Source organism: Vibrio sp. ER1A, from assembly GCF_000733315.1.
Lineage (GTDB): Bacteria > Pseudomonadota > Gammaproteobacteria > Enterobacterales > Vibrionaceae > Vibrio > Vibrio mediterranei.
The window spans coordinates 624,794-644,912 of sequence record NZ_JPJA01000092.1 but is presented as its reverse complement, the minus strand read 5'-3'; the positions used below and the strand labels follow the sequence as shown (position 1 = coordinate 644,912).

Annotated in this window: 18 protein-coding genes, 1 tRNA gene and 1 riboswitch; of the genes, 10 read left to right on the top strand and 9 right to left on the bottom strand. The window is 44.8% G+C overall.

Translation table 11 applies throughout. The annotated features are described in order from the left end of the window. Positions 1 to 357: 357 nt before the first annotated feature. The 3 genes from HW45_RS21305 (at position 358) to HW45_RS21295 (ending at position 5,067) form a co-directional block, all read left to right on the top strand. Complete coding sequence (locus tag HW45_RS21305; protein ID WP_038229533.1) at positions 358 to 2,847, top strand: molybdopterin oxidoreductase family protein; 2,490 nt, start codon at positions 358 to 360, stop codon at positions 2,845 to 2,847. A gap of 193 nt (positions 2,848 to 3,040) precedes the next feature. Continuing rightward, complete coding sequence (locus HW45_RS21300) at positions 3,041 to 3,703, top strand: potassium channel family protein (RefSeq protein WP_006072958.1); 663 nt, start codon at positions 3,041 to 3,043, stop codon at positions 3,701 to 3,703. Beyond that, complete coding sequence (locus HW45_RS21295) at positions 3,700 to 5,067, top strand: TrkH family potassium uptake protein (RefSeq protein WP_038229531.1); 1,368 nt, start codon at positions 3,700 to 3,702, stop codon at positions 5,065 to 5,067. Before HW45_RS21300 ends, HW45_RS21295 begins: the two co-directional genes overlap by 4 nt. Before the next feature lie 49 nt (positions 5,068 to 5,116). Here the strand turns inward: HW45_RS21295 and HW45_RS21290 are convergent, their stop codons facing one another. Continuing rightward, positions 5,117 to 6,103 (bottom strand): glycosyl transferase family protein, encoded by a 987-nt coding sequence (locus HW45_RS21290; protein ID WP_038229530.1) that lies wholly within the window; start codon positions 6,101 to 6,103, stop codon positions 5,117 to 5,119. 435 nt (positions 6,104 to 6,538) lie between these two features. Between HW45_RS21290 and HW45_RS21285 the strand changes: the two genes are divergently transcribed. Together HW45_RS21285 and HW45_RS21280 are read left to right on the top strand one after the other, a co-directional pair. After that, positions 6,539 to 7,309: a glycoside hydrolase family 16 protein gene (locus tag HW45_RS21285; RefSeq protein WP_038229528.1), complete on the top strand. Its 771-nt coding sequence runs from the start codon at positions 6,539 to 6,541 to the stop codon at positions 7,307 to 7,309. 169 nt (positions 7,310 to 7,478) lie between these two features. Beyond that, a complete protein-coding gene (locus HW45_RS21280) occupies positions 7,479 to 8,282 on the top strand; it encodes a Cof-type HAD-IIB family hydrolase (RefSeq protein WP_038229525.1) in 804 nt (267 codons plus the stop codon). A gap of 41 nt (positions 8,283 to 8,323) precedes the next feature. On the opposite strand, the gene moaE is transcribed toward HW45_RS21280, so the two are convergent. The 5 genes from moaE to moaA all read right to left on the bottom strand — a co-directional run bounded on the left by moaE (position 8,324) and on the right by moaA (position 11,068). After that, a complete protein-coding gene (moaE, locus tag HW45_RS21275; protein WP_006072953.1) occupies positions 8,324 to 8,782 on the bottom strand; it encodes a molybdopterin synthase catalytic subunit MoaE in 459 nt (152 codons plus the stop codon). A 1-nt stretch (position 8,783) separates the two neighbouring features. Next, entirely contained in the window at positions 8,784 to 9,029 is a 246-nt protein-coding gene (gene moaD, locus HW45_RS21270) for a molybdopterin synthase sulfur carrier subunit (RefSeq protein ID WP_006072952.1), read from the bottom strand. Then, positions 9,026 to 9,505 carry a cyclic pyranopterin monophosphate synthase MoaC gene (gene moaC, locus HW45_RS21265; protein ID WP_006072951.1) on the bottom strand — a complete coding sequence of 160 codons (480 nt, stop codon included), beginning with the start codon at positions 9,503 to 9,505 and terminating at the stop codon, positions 9,026 to 9,028. Before moaC ends, moaD begins: the two co-directional genes overlap by 4 nt. Before the next feature lie 16 nt (positions 9,506 to 9,521). Continuing rightward, complete coding sequence (moaB, locus tag HW45_RS21260) at positions 9,522 to 10,034, bottom strand: molybdenum cofactor biosynthesis protein B (RefSeq protein WP_006072950.1); 513 nt, start codon at positions 10,032 to 10,034, stop codon at positions 9,522 to 9,524. A gap of 44 nt (positions 10,035 to 10,078) precedes the next feature. After that, a complete protein-coding gene (gene moaA / locus HW45_RS21255; protein ID WP_031494455.1) occupies positions 10,079 to 11,068 on the bottom strand; it encodes a GTP 3',8-cyclase MoaA in 990 nt (329 codons plus the stop codon). Next, a riboswitch (molybdenum cofactor riboswitch) is annotated at positions 11,057 to 11,194 on the bottom strand. It overlaps the preceding gene by 12 nt. Positions 11,195 to 11,365: 171 nt before the next feature. Between moaA and HW45_RS21250 the strand changes: the two genes are divergently transcribed. Then, entirely contained in the window at positions 11,366 to 12,250 is an 885-nt protein-coding gene (locus HW45_RS21250; protein WP_038229524.1) for a YvcK family protein, read from the top strand. 63 nt (positions 12,251 to 12,313) lie between these two features. Here HW45_RS21250 and luxU read toward each other — a convergent pair whose 3' ends face one another. The 3 genes from luxU to uvrB all read right to left on the bottom strand — a co-directional run bounded on the left by luxU (position 12,314) and on the right by uvrB (position 16,218). After that, the gene (gene luxU / locus HW45_RS21245; protein WP_038229522.1) at positions 12,314 to 12,661 is read right to left on the bottom strand and encodes a quorum-sensing phosphorelay protein LuxU; all 348 of its coding nucleotides are present in this window, start codon (positions 12,659 to 12,661) and stop codon (positions 12,314 to 12,316) included. Next, positions 12,658 to 14,055, bottom strand: coding sequence for a quorum-sensing sigma-54 dependent transcriptional regulator LuxO (luxO, locus tag HW45_RS21240; protein ID WP_038229520.1), 1,398 nt, complete (start codon positions 14,053 to 14,055; stop codon positions 12,658 to 12,660). Before luxO ends, luxU begins: the two co-directional genes overlap by 4 nt. Positions 14,056 to 14,187: 132 nt before the next feature. After that, positions 14,188 to 16,218, bottom strand: a complete 2,031-nt coding sequence (gene uvrB, locus HW45_RS21235) for an excinuclease ABC subunit UvrB (RefSeq protein ID WP_038229518.1) — start codon at positions 16,216 to 16,218, stop codon at positions 14,188 to 14,190. Between the two features lie 485 nt (positions 16,219 to 16,703). Between uvrB and HW45_RS21230 the strand changes: the two genes are divergently transcribed. The 4 genes from HW45_RS21230 to rsxC all read left to right on the top strand — a co-directional run. Then, positions 16,704 to 16,779, top strand: a tRNA-Asn gene (locus HW45_RS21230). Between the two features lie 116 nt (positions 16,780 to 16,895). Next, positions 16,896 to 17,549, top strand: coding sequence for an electron transport complex subunit RsxA (rsxA, locus tag HW45_RS21225; protein ID WP_081875871.1), 654 nt, complete (start codon positions 16,896 to 16,898; stop codon positions 17,547 to 17,549). After that, the gene (gene rsxB / locus HW45_RS21220) at positions 17,549 to 18,130 is read left to right on the top strand and encodes an electron transport complex subunit RsxB (protein ID WP_006072942.1); all 582 of its coding nucleotides are present in this window, start codon (positions 17,549 to 17,551) and stop codon (positions 18,128 to 18,130) included. The genes rsxA and rsxB overlap by 1 nt, the downstream gene beginning before the upstream one ends. A gap of 8 nt (positions 18,131 to 18,138) precedes the next feature. Continuing rightward, positions 18,139 to 20,119 (top strand): electron transport complex subunit RsxC (gene rsxC / locus HW45_RS21215; protein WP_038229513.1); only part of this gene is annotated, 1,981 nt, incomplete at its 3' end.

Below are 20,119 nucleotides of genomic sequence, written 5' to 3'. Positions count from 1 at the left end.
CAATAAGGATGCCAGCGATGATAATAGTCTCGTTATTTTTTAAATAAACTCTTTAAAAACAATGAAATATAATTTCATCCTTTGATTTAGAAACACAAAAACAAAACCCACAAAAATCCAATTAGAGAAGATTTTGAGCATTTTTAGTGCGATAAATCCCAAAACAGTGCAAATAAACAATAAATAACTGATATTTTGTCAAAAAAGCCCATATACTACTTTAGTGGTATATTGGCTAACCATTTGTATTAATTGACTATATTAGGGATAAATACATATTTAACCAAACAACGCCCCAATGGCGCGCGTTTTGCTTTCAACAACAATTAACGGAAATTATCAGCAAGGATAAAGGTTATGACTAAAGAAGGCTGGATTAGGACAACATGTGCCTATTGCGGAGTCGGTTGCGGTGTTGAAGCGAGACCAAAAGCAAACGGTCTTCTGGAAATAAGAGGCGACAAACAGCATCCCTCCAATTATGGCAAACTGTGTACCAAAGGTATCGCACTTGGGGATACGGTCATTACCGACGGTCGCCTTTTATCACCGATCCATCGCACTCGCAGCATTGATGCTTTAGAGGAAAAGTCTATGACTTGGGATGAGGCGACGTCTCTTGTCGCTGAGCAATTCCAGAAGGCCATTCAACAACATGGTCCTGACTCTGTCGCATTCTATGTATCAGGTCAGTTGCTCACTGAGGATTACTATGTCGCCAACAAACTCATGAAGGGCTTTATTGGCAGCGGCAATATCGATAGTAATTCCAGGTTATGTATGGCCTCGAGCGTCGTAGGCCATAAACGTGCTTTCGGCAGCGATACTGTCCCCGTGGTCTATGAAGATGTCGAACTGGCTGACTTGGTTGTCATTACTGGTTCTAACTTGGCGTGGTGTCATCCGGTCCTTTTTCAACGCTTAAAGACTGCTAAGCAGAATAATCCAAATATGAAAGTGGTGGTAATTGACCCTCGTCAAACCGCAACTTGTGAGCTTGCCGATCTACACCTCGCCATTCATTCTGGCAGTGATGTTGCTCTGTTCAACGGGCTATTGAATCATCTCTCACTGACGGGACAGCTCAACGCAAACTACATAGAACACCATACGCAAGGGTTTGATGACGCGTTGGCCGTTGCGAAGCAGACGGTCGACGTTGGTTCCATCACAGGGCTAACTCTATCGCAACTTGAAGAGTTTTACACTCTGTTTGCTAACACCCCAAAAACCGTCACCATCTATTCGCAAGGCGTTAATCAATCCAGCAGTGGCTCGAACAAAGTCAACAGCATTCTAAATTGCCATCTCGCTACAGGCAGAGTTGGACAGCCTGGCATGGGCCCCTTCTCTGTCACTGGGCAACCTAATGCAATGGGAGGAAGAGAGGTAGGTGCACTGGCAAACACATTAGCAAGTCATATGGAGTTTGATAATCCACAGCATCACTCATTAATTAGTGAGTTTTGGAAAACCTCCACTCTTGCCACTAAGCCTGGCCTTAAAGCGATCGACCTGTTTGACGCAGTCGAAGCTGGAAAAATCAAAGTGATTTGGATCATGGCAACCAACCCCATGGTGAGTCTACCTAACTCAGAAAAAATAAAATCAGCGCTACAAAAGTGCCCGTTTGTAGTGGTCTCGGATTGTATTAAGGAAACCGAAACCGCCCAACTAGCTGACGTGCTTTTACCCGCACAAGGTTGGAGCGAGAAATCGGGCACGGTCACCAATTCTGAGCGCCGTATTTCAAGACAACGTCGATTGCTTCCCAGCCCTGGCATGGCTATGCCTGATTGGTGGATAGTAAGCGAGGTGGCAATGAAAATGGGTTTCACCAATGCTTTTGATTATCTACATGAGGGGCAGATCTTCAACGAGTATGCTCGCATGACGACCTTAGGTAATGAGGGCGGTCAACAGCGTGATCTGACATTAAGTGGGTTAACTCAGTTGGATGACAAAGGCTATAACACGCTTATTCCGCAACAATGGCCAGTGTTAACGTTACAAACCGATATCGTCAACCAGCGATTGTTTAACCAACATCAGTTTTATACTGCTGACCAAAAAGCACACTTTGTCGCCACGGGTTATCAAGCCCCACAACAAACAACCAGCAATGCACTGCCTATTTTGCTTAACAGTGGCCGGACGCGAGATCATTGGCACACCATGAGCCGTACTGGATTGTCACCTCATCTGGCCTCTCATACTCCAGAACCGTTTATAAGCCTACATCCTGATACGGCGCTCATGTGGGGACTTAAATCCGGAGACATCGCAGAGCTCTCCAACCCACACGCCAATATTCACATGCGGGTGGCGGTAGATTCCGGCGTGACTGCTGAGCACGCTTTTGTACCCATTCACTGGAACTTAGCAACCGCCAGTAATGCAAAAGCGTGTCAACTTATCTCGCCCAATACTGACCCTTTTTCTGGCCAACCCGAATTCAAACATACCCCAGTATCAATAGAGCTTTGGCCAAAACAGTGTGAAGCGTTGCTCATCAGCCGCACTCCGTTAAGCCTCATTGACATGGATTACTGGGTGAAACAGAAGGTTGAATCCGGCTACTTGTATCGTATAGCCTCGAAATGTGATGCCATGTCGCTCATCGTACAGCTCACAAACATCATTGCTGTAAAGAACAACAAAACACTGTCATTTGATGGTGGTGTCACGGATTTGGAATATCGCAAGGCAGTCATTAGTGCCAATGTTATGCAGCGAGCTTTTATCGTGAAAACCACGATACAAGAACACGACTTAGACTGGCTGACATCTTTGTTTGAGCAACCAGTCAACGACCATCTGGAAAGCCAATTTATGAGTCGAGCCTAATCTCCTCGACATAGCTGAATCGAATAGAGCATTGACCTGTCTACGTTTTAGGCGCTTAATGTATATTTACGTGAACCGCTGTTATTGTCAGATAACACTGAAATTTTTATCCGATAATTAATACTATATTTAAACAACAGCCACCTAGCGTTAAGCTCCGAATGCATAAAAACAAAGTAAGCAGGTAGATATTATGAAAGCAGTGACTAAACAATACGCCGTGATTGGTTTAGGGCGTTTTGGCATGAGTATCTGTAAAGAGTTATCTGAAGCTGGTGCTCAAGTTCTTGCTATCGACATCAATGAAGATCGTGTAAAGGAAGTGTCTAAAATCGTCGCACAAGGCATCATTGCCAACTGTACGATAGAAGAAACCGTTGAAGAGCTCAGACTGAATGAGTTCGACATGGTGATGGTATCCATAGGTAATGACATCAATGCCAGTATTCTCACCACACTGGTGCTTAAAGAAGCCAAAGTGAAGAAAGTGTGGGTTAAGGCGAATGACAAGTTCCAGTACAAAATCTTGCAAAAGATAGGGGCGGATAAAATCATCATGCCTGAAAGAGATATGGGTATCCGAGTAGCGCAGCGTATGCTTGATAACCGAGTGATTGCTTTCAATGAACTAGGAAGTGGCTTAGCGCTAACCGAAATCGTCGTTGGCAATAAGTTAATGGGCAAAACCTTGGCTGACGTCGCCATTTGCCAAGCTAGCAATGTTAAAGTGCTGGGATTCAAGCGCGGTCCTGAGCTGGACGCCAACCCCAAAATGAGTCAAACACTTGAAATTGGTGACATGATCATTGTTGCTGGCCCAGAAAAAGACCTGCACGAAAAGATCAGACTGTCATGAATCGTCGTTTCCAAAAAGGTCTGATTTACCCGATTAAACTCACTAGGAAATCAGCAGTACCGTCAGAGCCTTACCTTATAGTAGCAAGCTTTTTGGCGGTTTTAGTACCCTCTGCTTTGCTGCTGACACTACCCGTATTTTCGGTTACCGGATTGAGCTTTAGCGACGCCTTCTTTACGGCGACATCCGCTATCAGTGTGACTGGACTCGGTGTGGTCGATACTGGTCAGCATTTCACGACTTCAGGGAAAGTGTTGCTGATGCTGTTGATGCAAATTGGCGGCCTTGGGCAAATGACGCTTTCAGCGGTTTTACTCTACATGTTTGGTGTTAGATTAAGCCTAAAGCAACAAGCTTTGGCTCAAGAAGCGCTTGGCCAAGATCGCAGGGTCAATATTAAAGGGTTAGTGAAGAAAATCATCATTTTTGCCTTCATTGCCGAAGCTATCGGTGCGGCCGTTTTAGCTATGCGTTGGATCCCCGAAATGGGCTTGTCTCAAGGCGTGTTTTATTCGATATTTCACGCGATTTCCGCCTTTAATAACGCCGGCTTCGCTTTGTTCTCAGATAGTATGATGAGTTTCGCATCAGAGCCAGTCGTTCTGCTTGTTTTGTCTGGGTTATTCATCTTCGGCGGGTTGGGCTTTACCGTGGTCAGTGATCTTGCGATCAACGGTAAGAAAGGCTTTTCTAGGCTAGGGCTACATACAAAAATCATGCTCACTGCCACACCCATCTTGTTGTTGGGCGGCACACTGTTTTTCTTCTTACTGGAACGCACCAACCCAGAAACTTTAGGGGCTTTACCTCTTGGTGGACAATGGCTCTCCGCATTCTTCCAGTCGGCAAGTGCTCGTACTGCTGGCTTTAATAGCGTTGATATCGCTCAGTTTGGGCAACCTGCCCTACTGATTATGATTATCTTAATGCTGATAGGTGCAGGCTCTACATCGACAGGTGGTGGTATTAAGGTATCGACATTCGCAGTTGCCTTCTATGCCACATGGGCATTCTTAAGGCAGAAACAATACGTGGAGATCTTTAATCGCACTGTTAGTTGGCAGACCGTCACTAAGTCGCTTGCAATCATAGTGGTGAGCGGCGCTATTTTGACTATCGCCATGTTCTTACTTATGGTCACCCAACAGGCAAAATTTGAACAAGTGTTGTTTGAAACCATATCGGCATTTGCTACCGTCGGACTAACAGCAGGTTTAACTGCTCAACTCAATACCGAAGGTAAGTGGATTATGATTGTCGTGATGATTATTGGTCGTGTTGGACCACTAACCTTAGCCTACATGCTAGCCAGACCAAAACCGACATTACTAAAATACCCTGAAGACAACGTCCTGACAGGTTAATAACGGTAAACTAAAACAGGCGCGGTCAATGGCTGCGCCTGTTTATTACTTAACAACTTGAGTGTGGAGTCTCACAATAACCATTCCAGTATTGGTTTGCTTTCTCGGATGCTTGTTGCCAATCCCCTGAAATTGAAAACAGCGCTGCCGTCAATGTGGATACAACAGTATTTGCCATCAACTGCATTTCTTCTTGCGGTGTCTGTAATGGACAGTGTTGTGGAAGCGCTAGCTCGGCCATACTTTCTTCAACGTACTCAGAATGAATCGTATCGGATTCGACCCACCACACAGTTTGGCTTACTTTCGGATTGTATTCCGTTTCACCACCTTGTCCCTTGAACGATAGCATTCGTTGATAGTCATTGTTGTCTCTTCCATGTCGAGCGAGAAGATGTTCGACTTTGGCGTGCAGTTCTTGGAAACCCGGGTGAAAACTTCCTCGCATACCAAAAGGTGCATTCGCTGGATTCAGAGCTCGAATAACAGTATTGATCGGTGTTCTTAGACCGTAGCGATGCTTCCAATCCAACATTTTCTTGGCGAGTGGACAAAAGTGGTTCAGCGGTAAATAGGCAATATTATCGCGGTCAAGAAGTTGCTTTGCATGCGCTAAATCCTCCGCTTTGGAAATATTCAGTGTACCCAAACAGTCTTTTGCATGTAAGCGATCACTTTCTTTATCCAAGTCGCCATGCAACACCACCCGTACACCATGTTCCGCCAAAATGCTCGCAGCAATAAGATGCCAAGGTTTTCCCGATGACTGCCCTACTCTTTTACCCGCATATAATGGCCAGTCGAAATCAGCGCTAATATCTGGGTAATGAGGTTTCAAACCTTCCACGAAGCCCGCGATTTCCTCCGGGGTTTCGTCGCGCACGCGGATAAGCATCATCAACATAGCCATTTGATCTTCGCCAATTTGTCCATCGACAAACTCTTCCATCACTTGCTTAGCTTGTTCCTGAGTTAACGGACCACGTCCACGAGACCCACGGCCAACCGTGCGAATACACTCTTTAATAATCGACAAACTTAATCCTTTTTATATGTACTGACTCACCCATTGTAATCCAAGAATTAGCCATCGCCACAACATATCCCCTTACTCAATAGAAAAAAGGTGCGCCTCGAATGAATGAGGACGCACCATCGCCAACTGATTATTAGTGAGACACTTTATGTCACGCTTCTTATTTAGAAGTCTCCATGTCATTGCAAGAACATTGCCAGTTATTAAAGCCAATAAATATCAACAACTTGTATCTATTTCTTTGTATTTACCACGTCCTACTGTGATCTATCATCATGCAGTTGCACCAATAGTGTGATTCTTAACTTTGTTGTTTCTCAAAACTGTTACAGCGCTCAAATGGATTGTCAGTCGTCCACCACTACTATAAAGAGCGGGCCATAACAGCGATTTCAACCCGAGGTGAAAGCTCTAAGCCAATGAAAGGACTCGATAATGAAAACAACGACTACAACACTTGCCATGGTGTGTCTTGCCACTTCTGCCGAGGCTGGGAAAGCATTTGACGACCCGCTGATCTCATTAGACACCAATCGTTGGTTTATCGCCGACGGGTGGGAGAACGGTTATCCGTTTTTAAATCGATGGCAACACGACCACGCAGAATTTAGTCCACAGGGGTTGGCACTCAACTTATCCAATATCATCGACAATCATGGCTATCCAGATATCGTATCAGGAGAGATACGCACTCAAGGCTTTTATGGGAACGGCTGTTTTGAGGTAGAGATGAAGCCTGTCAAAGCAGAAGGTGTCGTCAGCGCGTTCTTCCTGTTTGCAGGTCCCTACGATCAGCCTGAAGGTGGCAATGGAACCCATAACGAAATTGACATTGAATTTATTGGCCTGAACACCAACTTGGTACAGTTTAATTTTTGGAGTAACGACGATAGCTACGAGCAGCGTAATGAATATATTCACTACCTAGATTTTGACGCCGCAGATGAGTTTCATAAGTACGCCATAGAATGGAATAAAAACACCATAAAATGGTACATCGACGATGAACTGGTATACAAAGTGCGCAATACTAAAGCACAACCTATTCCTAGCCAAACCGACACGAAACTAAGAGCGATGATGAATATCTGGGCCACCGCACCAGAGCTCTCAAACTGGGCTGGGTTGTACGATCAAAGTACTGGCGCTCACCATTCGGCCCACTATCGAAATTTCCGTTTCACACGTTCGAAATGCAATAACTAGCTATCTCTTAAGGTGATTTTGAGTGTGATAAGAACCCATTTCCCCAACAACTAAACCGTCTGTCGTCAACGTGACTAAGTCATTAACTAAGATTCCAGTTATTTACTTCACCATCGCGTCGATTTACGTATACTGCACACGTCTCTTACCATTTGAACAGCGATAATATATGCACAGTACAATCAAGTTTATAGCAACTGACATGGATGGCACACTGCTAGACCCAAACGGTCAACTGACTCCAGATTTTTTCCCTCTCTACGAGCGTATTAAAGAGCAAGGTATTCACTTTGCACCAGCTTCCGGCCGTCAGTACTACAGCCTTAAAGACATGTTTTCTTCTATTCAAGATGAGCTGATTTTTATCGCCGAAAATGGCACGCTGGTCATGCAAAACGATGAGGAGCTTTACAGCTGCACATTAGATACGGCGGCCGCAAAAGAAATCATTAAAACTGCCCGATCTATAGATAGCACTTATATGGTTCTATGCGGTAAGCACTCAGCCTATATTGAAACTCAGGATCCTAGAGCGCTTGAGGAAATCCGTAAATACTATCATCGATGCGAATATGTCGAAGACCTGCTCTCTGTCGAAGACGATTTTATCAAGGTCGCTATCTGCAACTTTGACGGCGCTGAGCAACATGTCTTCCCAACCATCAATGATCATTTTGGCAATGAATATCAAGTGGTGGTAAGCGCAAAAATATGGTTGGATGTCATGAATAAAGAAGCCTCAAAAGGGGCTGCTATTCGTTTCTTGCAACAGCATTTAGGGTTTAAGTTTGAGGAAACGATGAGCTTCGGTGACTACTTCAATGACGTTGAAATGTTAAAAGAGAGCTACCACTCTTACGCTATGGACAATGCACATCCTGAGATAAAGAAACTGAGTCGCTTTATTGCTCCAAGCAACAATGAAGCAGGTGTATTGAACGTGGTAGACAAATACTTAGCAACCGTCGAGTGATACAAAAAGAGCATGTCATCGACATGCTCTTTTGATTTAGATTATTTTTCTTGCCAGCGTGCCGCCGCTTCAGCGTCGGAGTCTCGTGACTCAACCCAACGCGTCGACTCTGTGGTTCGCTCTTTCTTCCAAAACGGAGCTTTGGTTTTAAGGTAATCCATTATGAATTCGCAAGCTTCAAACGCAGATCCACGATGAGCACTAGATACTCCAACGAATACGATTTGGTCACCGGCATCCATATCACCCACGCGATGAATTACACGAATACCATTTAACATCCAACGCTCTTCTGCTTCATCACAGATCTTTTCTAACGAACGTTCTGTCATTCCCGGATAGTGTTCTAGTGATAACCCGGTAACATTGTCGCCTAAGTTCATATCGCGAACTTTGCCGGTAAACGTGACAATTGCACCCGACGCTGTACCTTCAGCCAACGCATCGTATTCAGCGCCCACTGAAAAGTCTTCGTGTTGAACGGATACTCTTAAGGTCATGTTAACCTCCCGTTACCGGTGGAAAGAAAGCCACTTCATCGCCGTCTTGAACTTTCTCATCCAGAGCAACAATATTTTGATTAAGAGCAGCAAGCAACTTACCACTTTCAAGAGCTAGTTCCCACTTACCTTGCTGAGCGGCAAGATGGGCTCGAATATCTTCGATTGTGGCAAACTCAGCAGCAAGCTCCACACTGTCTTGACCAATCAGCTCACGAGTTTGTGCAAAGAAAAGTACTTTAATCATGATTCCACCTTGAAGTGTCCTGATTTTCCACCCGTTTTTTCGAGTAGACGAACGTTTTCAATAACCATGTCTTTTTGTACCGCTTTACACATATCGTAAATAGTCAAAGCCGCCACAGACGCAGCTGTTAACGCTTCCATTTCTACGCCAGTTTTACCTGCTAGCTTACAAACAGACTCGATACGTACTTTGTTTTCCGCTTCGATAGCTTCCAGCTGTACTTCCACTTTAGACAGTAACAACGGATGGCACAAAGGAATAAGATCCCATGTTTTCTTAGCCGCTTGAATACCTGCGATACGTGCAGTAGCAAACACATCACCTTTGTGATGGTTGCCTGAAGTAATCATCTGCAGAGTTTCTGGTGCCATGTGAACAAAAGCTTCGGCCCTTGCTTCACGCACCGTCTCGGCTTTGGCCGACACATCGACCATGTTTGCTTCGCCAGAGGCGTTGATATGGGTAAATTCGGACATGACTTTCCCTAGATGATTACTTACTTAGATGAGGCATGAAGTTACATGGGCGGTGGCTAGCATCAAGTTGCTGCTTGATGATCTTCGTCCAACCTGTGCGACATGCTCCAGTCGAGCCTGGCATCGCAAAGATAACCGTGTGGTTTGCAAAACCTGCGATTGCACGAGATTGGATAGTTGATGTGCCAATTTCCTCGTAAGAAACTGCACGGAATAGCTCACCAAAGCCTTCCACTTGTTTGTCGAATAGTGGAACGAGTGCTTCAGGCGTGCTGTCACGAGAAGTAAACCCCGTACCGCCAGTGATCATTACCGCTTGCACACTCTCATCAGCGATCCATTTCGACACCACTGCGCGAATTTGATAGATATCGTCAATAACGATTTGTTTATCCGCCAGTGTGTGGCCTGCTTCTTGTAGATTCTCGACTAAAAAGCGACCTGACGTGTCATTTTCTTCGGTACGTGTATCCGATACGGTTAGCACTGCGATATTTGCAGGCACGAACTTGCTTTCTGCGTGACCCATGATTATTCACCCTATAAAATTTTTACGTATTTTTTCGCGGTCTATTAGCCGCCGATAGATGCCAAATGCGGCGTCATCCCTGAATTACCGTCATGCAGGAAATGACTGACTGATTTGGTCTGTAATTGTGCTTGAATTCGTTCGATCAGAGCGCTCTCTTGAGCGTCTTCTTGAAGTAAGTCGCGTAGCTCTACACCATGGTCACCAAATAGACAGAGGTGCAGTTTGCCCATTGCCGACACACGTAGACGATTACAACTTTCACAGAAGTTTTTCTCGTATGGCATGATAAGGCCGATCTCACCTTGGTAGTCCGCATGAACAAAAACTTGAGCTGGGCCATCATTTTGACTTCGAGCTTTCAAGATCCAACCGTTGGCAATCAGTTGATTACGAATGTCAGTGCCGGAGACATGATGCTTGTTAAATAGCTCGTCCATTTCACCAGTTTGCATCAACTCGATGAAACGCAATTGAATCGGACGATCTTTGATCCAGTTGAGGAAGGCAGGAAGCTCTTTGGCATTGAGATCTTTCATCAATACCACGTTGACTTTGACCTGCTCATAGCCGACTTCAAACGCTCGGTCGATACCAGACATCACTTCAGTAAATTTGTTTTCACCGGTGATCTGGTGGAACATTCTTGGATCGAGACTATCTACACTTACATTGATATTGGTAAGGCCAGCTTGACGCCATGTATCAACTTGTTTAGCCATTCGATAACCATTGGTCGTCGTTGCTACCTTCGTAATACCCGGTGTATTCGCTACCGTTTCAATGATCTGAGGGAAATCTTTGCGCAAGCTCGGCTCACCACCAGTGATTCGTACTTTGGAAGTACCACAATCTGCAAACGCGGTAACCACGCGTTTGATTTCTGGAAGCGTCAAAAAGGCTGGTCTTTTGTGACCAGGCGGTTTGTAGCCATCAGGGAGGCAATATGTACACTTGAAGTTACAGACATCTGTAACCGAAAGACGCAAGTAATAGAACTTGCGATTAAATTTATCTTCGAATTGTTGCGCCACGGAACACCTTTCCAAACACGGGAGGCACAATCATTTCCAATTATGCCCTTGTGACAAATTGTCACTGGCTCTAGAAGCTTATCTTTGGTTCGACTTAGCGCGTAGAGCTCGGAGTTATGGCAGTTACCGCTTAATGAGTCGGTAACAGCTTTTGAGTAAAATACTCAATAACGGTATGGTTTTCCAGCCTTCATGTCAAAAAACCTTACATATTCGTCATTTTTATTATAGTTGAGTATCTCAAATGAACAATTTAACCTATGTTACAAAGTTCAGATAACTCAAAAGAAGTATAAGATGAGCATATATTCATCAAAGAAAGTCGTGGCCATTGGTGGTGGTCATGGGCTAGGTCGTATGTTGGCGGCTTTGAAGGAATTTGGCGGGAATGCTACAGGTATCGTAGCTACTACAGATAATGGTGGATCTACTGGGCGCATCCGAGAATGTCAAGGCGGCATCGCTTGGGGTGATACTCGTAACTGTATTAATCAGCTTATTACCGACCCGTCTATTGGCTCCATGATGTTTGAGTACCGCTTTAAAGGTTCCGGCGATCTCAACGGTCACAACCTTGGCAACTTAATGCTCACTGCGCTAGATAACTTGTCCGTTCGTCCACTTGAAGCCATACATTTAATCCGCAAGCTTCTCGCGGTTGATGTCAATATCATTCCAATGTCAGAGCATCCATCTGACCTAACAGCACTTTCAGTCGATGGTAAGTGGGTGACTGGTGAGACATCCGTTGATGAGATGGAACAAGATTTACAAAGATTGGATCTCGACCCCGTCGTGCCCGCCACCAAAGAGGCGGTAGAGGCGATTACTCAAGCCGATTGTATTATTCTCGGACCAGGCAGTTTCTTAACCAGTATTATGCCACCGCTGCTGCTTGCTGATTTGAGTCAAGCGATCTGTCAGAATCAAACTGCTAAAGTCGTATTTGTCGAAAACTTATCACCCGAATATGGCCCAGCCGGCCGCATGACATTAGAGCAGAAGCTGGTGTGGTGTGAACGTGCACTTCAAGGCAGAAAACTGGACGTTGTTTTAGGTGAAGAAGCACACTCTGATATTTGCAGTCAATGGAACTGCGTCACCCTTCCTCTGGCATCGCCAAATAGAGATTGGCGTCATGACCGAGTAAAATTAAAGCACGCTATCGAATCACTGCTTTGATAATTGACGCAAAAGAAACGGGGGCGCCAAATGGTGCCCCCGTTTTGCAACTCGGTGATGACATTATTTAATCGACTCTAAGAACTCTACATAGCAAGAATGGGTTTCCGAGAGATTCGCCAGCATACTGTCGACCTGAGCTTGATCTTCTCGTAATTTGCCACCTTTCACTTGAGCGTCGATATCAATAGCAAACTCACACAGTGACTCAGCTCCAAAGCTAGCAGCACTACTCTTAAGCGCATGGCAAATTTCCTTCATGTGCGACATTTTTTCGGTTAAGTCACCTTCACTTAACTGCGCCTGATAAGTCACCAACTCTCCGGTGAAAATCCCTAGAAGAACAGGAATATTATCTTGACCAATCTCGCGAGTGAGCTGCTCTACTTTTTCTCGATTCATAAACTTCATGCTTTCTTCTCGCTTGCATTCCATACCTGTATTTTGCGGTAGATTGTCGAGGGACTCACGTCCAAGTATTTCGCTGCTTGAGGAATGTTACCGTCACACGCTTCTATCGCTTGCTCGATGGTGGTTTTTTCAGTTTTCCACAAAGGCTGGATGTCCTGTGGCCCAAATGATACTGATACCACATTATTTGAGTTTGCGGGCTTAACCGCAGGCTCATTCAAAGGCGGCGGCAACATACTTAACTCTATTTCTTTACCCTGATTCAATACCACCACATTGCGCAGTACATTCTGCAATTGGCGGACATTACCCGGCCACTCGTACTGGATGAAGCGATCAATGACATCTTGAGCAAAACGCACAAAACTCTTACCCTCTTCATGCGACATAAAGCCCAATAACGAGTAGGCAATTTCAATCACATCTTCTTCACGCTCTCGGAGCGGTGGCAAATGGAGAGGTATAACATAAAGTCGGTAGTATAAATCTTCTCTAAACCGCCCTTCTTGCACTTCTTTCCAAGGATCTCGGTTGGTCGCACATACGAAACGTACATCCACTTTCTTCATACGTGAAGAACCCACTTTTTGGAAGGTACCCGTTTGAATAAAGCGCAGTAGTTTAGTCTGTAGATCAAGATCCATTTCGCATAGCTCATCAAGAAACAGCGTGCCGCCATCCGCGAGTTCTGCAGCACCTTGTCGGTCACTTGCGGCCCCCGTAAAGGCACCTTTGACATGACCAAACAACTCACTCTCAATAAGATCTTTTGGTATTGCGGCACAGTTGATCGCAATAAATGGCTTGTCGCCTCGTTTACTCGCAGCGTGGATCGCCTCTGCGCACACTTCCTTACCTGTACCACTTTCTCCAGTAATAAAGATGCTGGCCTTGCTGGAAGCGGCAGAGTCAATAGTGCGGTAAACCGCCTGCATGGGTTGGCTACTGCCAATGAATCCTTGGTAGTTTTGGCTACTAGAATCATTAATCTCATTACGTAGCTTAGAGGCTTTGCGAATGGCATTGGTTACCGTCACACGAAGTCGGTCGGCTTCGCACGGTTTGATTAAAAAGTCCTGAGCGCCATGCTGCATAGCGTCTACCGCGATGTCGATAGAACCATGAGCTGTCATAAAGATGACTGGTACATCGGGATTGAAATCTTTTACAGCGTCCAATACATCCATACCCGTCATGTCGGGAAGTCGTAAATCCAGTAGAATGAGGTCAGGCGTCCGGTGCGCTAAACTTTGAATTGCATCTCTACCGTTTCCAACGATATTAATATCTATACCCAATGGAGATAGATACGAGCGATACAGCGCAGCAACGGAAGCCGTGTCTTCTACCATAAGTAGATAGCGAGACTTTGGCTCGTCGAATAGTTGTTGCATAGTTCCTAGCTAACTGTTGATTATAATTTGGTCTTTATAAGAATATTCGCATTTTGCAATTTTTATCCAATAAAGACCATTTTTATTTTGCTGTTTATATTTAAAACAGCCTATCAAACTCAACCAGAACTGTTAACTATTAGCAATAAAATGCTGTCTAAGTTTTTCTATTTCATCACGTTTTTCTGCGGCTAGTTCAAATTCTAGGTTCTGAGCATGCTGGTACATCTCTGCTTCTAGTTTTAGAATTTGTTTTTCTAGATCTTGAGGTGACAGTGCCACATACGCTTGCGAAGGCTCAGCCACTTTCGATAACGGTACTTGTTTTCCTTTCTTGGGCTTACCACCCTTGGCCACGCTACCAATCTCCATAATATCTTTGATATTACGTTTCAAGGCCATCGGGACCATACCGTTTTCAACGTTATAAGCATGCTGCTTTTCACGGCGGCGATTGGTTTCATTGATGGCTTTTTGCATGGAATTGGTAATGCGGTCACCGTAAAGAATCGCCTTACCTTTTAGGTTACGTGCAGCTCGACCTATGGTCTGAATCAGGGAGCGCTCAGAGCGCAAGAAACCTTCTTTGTCAGCGTCAAGTATAGCTACCAGTGACACCTCAGGCATATCCAAACCTTCTCGTAGTAAGTTAATACCTACTAACACGTCAAATTCGCCCAATCGTAAATCGCGTATGATTTCAGTCCGTTCCACGGTATCAATATCTGAGTGCAAGTAACGTACTTTGACGCCATGTTCACTCAAGTACTCAGTGAGGTCCTCGGCCATACGTTTGGTTAATGTAGTTACTAACACACGCTCATCTATCGCTGATCGAGCGCGCACTTCAGATAACAGATCATCAACCTGAGTTGCTACAGGACGTACTTCAATTTCTGGGTCAAGCAAACCAGTCGGACGAACGACTTGGTCAGCGATATCGCCATCGGATTTTTCCAGCTCATAAGTGCTAGGTGTCGCCGAAACAAAAATAGTCTGTGGCGCGATCATCTCAAATTCATCAAACTTGAGGGGGCGATTGTCTAAGGCTGAAGGTAATCGGAATCCATACTCCACCAGCGTCTCTTTTCTTGAACGGTCCCCTTTGTACATTGCTCCGATTTGAGGCACGGTGACGTGAGATTCATCGATAATCAATAAACCGTCAGCAGGGAGATAGTCAAACAGTGTCGGAGGCGGCTCACCCTCACTTCTTCCGCTAAGATAACGTGAGTAGTTTTCGATACCGGAACAGAAGCCAAGTTCATTCATCATCTCAATATCAAATTGAGTCCGTTGCGAAATACGCTGTTCTTCAAGTAGCTTGTTGTTATCTTTTAGATAAGTCTGTCTAGCTACTAACTCTACTTTGATATTTTCAATCGCATCTAAAATACGATCTCGAGGCGTCACATAGTGAGTTTTTGGGTAGATCGTGTAGCGAGCAATATCTCGCTCAGTAATCACTCCCGTAAGAGGATCAAAAAGACTGATGCAGTCGATTTCATCATCAAACATTTCCAATCGAACCGCTTCTTGATCGGATTCCGCAGGAAAGATATCAATGACCTCCCCTCTAACTCGGAACTGACCACGCTCAAAGGCAACGTCATTTCGAGAATATTGCAGTTCGGCTAGGCGCAATAGAATATCTCGCTGGTCAATAACCGCACCTCGAGTAACATGCAACATCATTTTCAGGTAAGAGTCTGGGTCACCCAAACCATAAATCGCCGATACTGAAGCCACAATGATGGCATCTTTTCTCTCTAGTAATGCCTTAGTAGCAGATAAACGCATTTGCTCAATATGTGCATTGACTGACGCATCTTTCTCAATGAAGGTATCGGTGGTAGGCACATAGGCTTCAGGCTGGTAGTAGTCGTAATAAGAGACAAAATACTCAACCGCGTTATTTGGAAAGAAGCCTTTCATTTCACCATACAACTGAGCTGCAAGAGTTTTGTTTGGCGCTAACAGAATCGCTGGTCGCTGAGATTGCGCAATCACATTGGCAAGCGTGAACGTCTTACCTGACCCGGTCACACCAAGCAATGTTTGGTGTGCTAAACCAGAATCCAGCCCATCGACTAGCTGCGCGATGGCGGTAGGTTGATCTCCAGAAGGTTGATAATCTGAAACCAATTCGAAGTGTTTTGCCATAATGCGATTCCCTTGTTAACGAACCTAGTATTTCACCCCTAGCCGACGTAATTTGCAACCTAAAGCTCGCTATCGGACAAACTTTTTGATATTGTATTCGCCCTGCTCGGCGTCACAGCCAACTAATTATTGTTAATTAATCCACGACTTTTCCCCAATCAACCGATAAAAGTGCCTTATTCACATAAGTCTCAATTCTGACATTAATTTTGCTTTCCCATTTTAATTCATAATATTCAGCAAGTTACCATCAAAGTTTAAAACTTATTCACACCCTACTTTTCTCTCATTTCAACTACTTTTAATTTGATACCGTGTAATTAACACATTTATCCACAAATTTGGTGGATAAGTAAAATAGCCTTATACCCAGCAAGGCATACAGAAAAGTAAAGTTTTTTCTTCGGATTTTTTTCTGCTTTTTTCTCAGAAAAATATTGACTCTAACAGGTGGGATAGCTAATATTCGCCCCGCTTAAAGCAATTCCCCCTTAGTTCAGTTGGTAGAACGGCGGACTGTTAATCCGTATGTCGCAGGTTCGAGTCCCGCAGGGGGAGCCAAATTCCAAAAAAGCCGTGTCGAAAGATGCGGCTTTTTGCGTTTCAGAAACCCAAAACTTCCCTTTCCTGATTTTAGGCTTAATACCTATACTTTTCGTACAAACAGACAAAACCTTATGTTTCACTGGTTGTTATTCGCTACGCAAAGCAGGATAATAACGGGATCGGAGCTCTTTACACTTATTATTATGACCGAATATTTCTTATTGTTGGTGGGAACTGTCCTCGTCAACAATTTCGTACTGGTAAAATTCCTTGGGTTGTGCCCTTTCATGGGCGTTTCAAAAAAACTCGAGACCGCAATTGGCATGGGGTTGGCCACGACATTCGTGCTGACACTTGCATCCGTGTGCGCGTACTTAGTGGAAACTTACGTATTAGTGCCTTTAGGCATTCAATATTTGCGAACCATGAGTTTTATCTTGGTTATCGCCGTTGTCGTACAGTTCACTGAGATGGTGGTTCATAAAACCAGCCCAACGCTTTATCGTTTGCTAGGTATTTTCCTACCCTTGATCACCACTAACTGTGCAGTTTTGGGCGTGGCGTTACTTAACATCAACGAAAACCACAACTTTATCGAATCCGTTATCTATGGCTTCGGAGCGGCGGTGGGTTTCTCTTTAGTTCTTATCTTGTTTGCTTCAATGCGTGAACGTATTGCCGCTGCTGATGTGCCAGCTCCCTTTAAAGGAGCTTCAATTGCCATGATCACAGCGGGGCTAATGTCTCTAGCATTTATGGGCTTCACTGGGTTGGTGAAACTGTAATGACGACAATTCTTATCGCAATTATTGCTCTTGTTATCTTAGCGGCCGTTTTTGGAGCCGTTCTCGGTTTTGCTTCGATTAAGTTTAAAGTGGAAGCTGACCCAATTGTCGACCAAATTGACGGTATTCTGCCTCAAACACAATGCGGACAATGTGGCTACCCTGGCTGCCGCCCTTATGCGGAAGCTATCGCAAACGGCGACGCTATTAACAAGTGTCCTCCCGGTGGCCAAGCAACTATTGAGAAGCTTGCTGACTTAATGGGTGTTGAAGTCGAAGACTCGGCTCATGACGCAGAAAAGTCGATAAAGAAAGTGGCTTTTATCCATGAAGATATGTGTATTGGTTGTACAAAATGCATCCAAGCCTGCCCAGTAGACGCTATCGTTGGCGGAACAAAAGCACTACACACCGTTATCAAAGACGAATGTACTGGCTGTGACCTATGCGTTGCCCCATGCCCTACTGACTGTATTGAAATGATTCCTGTAAAAACAACCGCTGATACTTGGAAATGGCAGCTTGATGCTATTCCTGTTGTCAATATTTCCGAAACTCAAACACAAGCTAGCGGTGAGTAGGGAGCGTCATGTTATCACTTATTGAACAAATCAAATCTGGTTCTCTTTGGGATTTCCCCGGTGGCGTACACCCGCAAGAAAACAAGAAACAATCCAACCAAAGCTCTATCGCCAAGGCAAATATTCCAAATGAGTTAGTGATTCCACTCAAACAGCATATTGGTAAACCAGGCGATATATTAGTAACTGTGGGTGAGCGTGTCTTGAAAGGACAACCTCTCAGCCAAGTCAATGCAGCATTTATGCTGCCGATTCACGCGCCAACATCTGGAACGATAAAGGCCATTGAACCGCGCACTATTGCACATCCTTCAGGTTTGAGCGACCTATGCATTGTTATCGAAGCTGATCAACAAGACGAATGGTTCGATCTCAACCCATGTGATAGTTATCTTGATGAGCTACCAGAGTCCTTGATAGAGCGAATCCGCTTAGCGGGTATTTCTGGTATGGGCGGCGCAGGTTTTCCAACTGCAAGAAAAATCCAGTCTGGCTTACAACGCACTGAGATTCTAATTCTCAACGCGGCCGAATGTGAGCCCTATATCACTGCTGATGACCGCTTGATGCAAGATAAGGCGCAGGAAGTCATTGAAGGTATTAAGATCCTCAATCACATTCTCAAACCAAAGCTGACAATCATTGGTATTGAAGACAATAAGCCTGAAGCCATTAAAGCTCTGGAGCAAGCAGCGACAGATGAAGATATCGTTATTCGAGTCATTCCAACTAAATATCCATCTGGTGGCGAAAAGCAGCTCATTAAAATACTTACCAACCTAGAAGTCCCTGTAGGCGGTATTCCTGCTGATATTGGTTTGATGGTGCAAAATGTTGGCTCGGCTTACGCAATCAAACGTGCTGTTTGCGATGGTGAGCCTTTGATTGAGCGCGTTGTTACTTTAACAGGGAAAACCTTTAAACAACCACGTAATGTTTGGGCATTGATCGGCACTCCTGTGCAATCTTTATTGGATCAGTTTGGTTACAAAGCCGATAAAAAATCTCCACGCTTAATTATGGGCGGCCCTATGATGGGCTTCACATTGCCTCATGCGAATGTGCCAATTACTAAAACAGCGAACTGTATTCTAGCTCCGACTTATCGAGAGATTGATCCTCGTTCACATGAAATGTCATGCATTCGTTGTAGTCAATGCGCAGAAGCTTGTCCTGCGTCCTTGTTACCTCAACAGTTACAGTGGTACGCGAAATCTCAAGAATACGATAAGTGTGAAGAGTTAAACCTCAAAGATTGTATCGAATGTGGAGCGTGTGCTTTTGTTTGTCCAAGTGAGATCCCTTTAGTTCATTACTATCGCCAAGCTAAAGCCGAAATTCGTACTCGAAAACAAGAGTCTGAGGCAGCAGAACGAGCCAAAGTTCGATTTGAAGAGAAGAAAGCACGTCTAGAGCGTGATAAAGCTGAGCGAGAAAACCGCTTCAAGAAAGCCGCTGACGACCGCCGTAAACAAATGAAATCATCTGGCGGCGATGATGCCATCGCTGCTGCGATTGAACGCGTAAAAGCACAGAAGTCCACTTCTGCAACGAATGAAGTTAAGCCTGCCGTTGCCGCAGCCATAGCTCGAGCCAAGGCTAAACAAGCGGAAGCCGCTAAACAAGGACAAACAGATCCAGACAATTCCGAAATGGCCAAGTTGCGAGAAGAGCGTAAACGCTTGGCTAGAGAGCGAAAAGCAAATAAGCCAGCTGAAGCGGATAATGTACAAAACTTAGACAATACTGAGCAAGACCCTAAAAAAGCGGCTATTGCCGCTGCATTAGCAAGAGCAAAAGCGAAGAAAGCCGCTCAACAGTTACAAGCTGAAGAATCATCAGGTGAAGAGTCTCAGACGTCGAAAAAAGACGCTGTTGCCGCTGCAATTGCACGTGCTAAAGCAAGGAAGCAAGCCGCAACTGAAGCCGAGCCGGAAACTCAAGATACCGATACACCTGCTGGAGACGATCCGAAGAAAGCAGCCGTCG

Coding starts and splice junctions, on each gene's coding strand:
- HW45_RS21280 (WP_038229525.1), top strand. CDS start 7,479: ATGCACAGTACAATCAAGTTTATAGCAACTGACATGGATGGCACACTG.
- rsxB (WP_006072942.1), top strand. CDS start 17,549: ATGACGACAATTCTTATCGCAATTATTGCTCTTGTTATCTTAGCGGCC.
- HW45_RS21305 (WP_038229533.1), top strand. CDS start 358: ATGACTAAAGAAGGCTGGATTAGGACAACATGTGCCTATTGCGGAGTC.
- moaB (WP_006072950.1), bottom strand. CDS start 10,034: ATGGGTCACGCAGAAAGCAAGTTCGTGCCTGCAAATATCGCAGTGCTA.
- moaD (WP_006072952.1), bottom strand. CDS start 9,029: ATGATTAAAGTACTTTTCTTTGCACAAACTCGTGAGCTGATTGGTCAA.
- HW45_RS21295 (WP_038229531.1), top strand. CDS start 3,700: ATGAATCGTCGTTTCCAAAAAGGTCTGATTTACCCGATTAAACTCACT.
- luxO (WP_038229520.1), bottom strand. CDS start 14,055: ATGCAACAACTATTCGACGAGCCAAAGTCTCGCTATCTACTTATGGTA.
- HW45_RS21250 (WP_038229524.1), top strand. CDS start 11,366: ATGAGCATATATTCATCAAAGAAAGTCGTGGCCATTGGTGGTGGTCAT.
- HW45_RS21285 (WP_038229528.1), top strand. CDS start 6,539: ATGAAAACAACGACTACAACACTTGCCATGGTGTGTCTTGCCACTTCT.
- luxU (WP_038229522.1), bottom strand. CDS start 12,661: ATGAAGTTTATGAATCGAGAAAAAGTAGAGCAGCTCACTCGCGAGATT.
- rsxA (WP_081875871.1), top strand. CDS start 16,896: ATGTTTCACTGGTTGTTATTCGCTACGCAAAGCAGGATAATAACGGGA.
- uvrB (WP_038229518.1), bottom strand. CDS start 16,218: ATGGCAAAACACTTCGAATTGGTTTCAGATTATCAACCTTCTGGAGAT.
- HW45_RS21300 (WP_006072958.1), top strand. CDS start 3,041: ATGAAAGCAGTGACTAAACAATACGCCGTGATTGGTTTAGGGCGTTTT.
- moaE (WP_006072953.1), bottom strand. CDS start 8,782: ATGACCTTAAGAGTATCCGTTCAACACGAAGACTTTTCAGTGGGCGCT.
- moaC (WP_006072951.1), bottom strand. CDS start 9,505: ATGTCCGAATTTACCCATATCAACGCCTCTGGCGAAGCAAACATGGTC.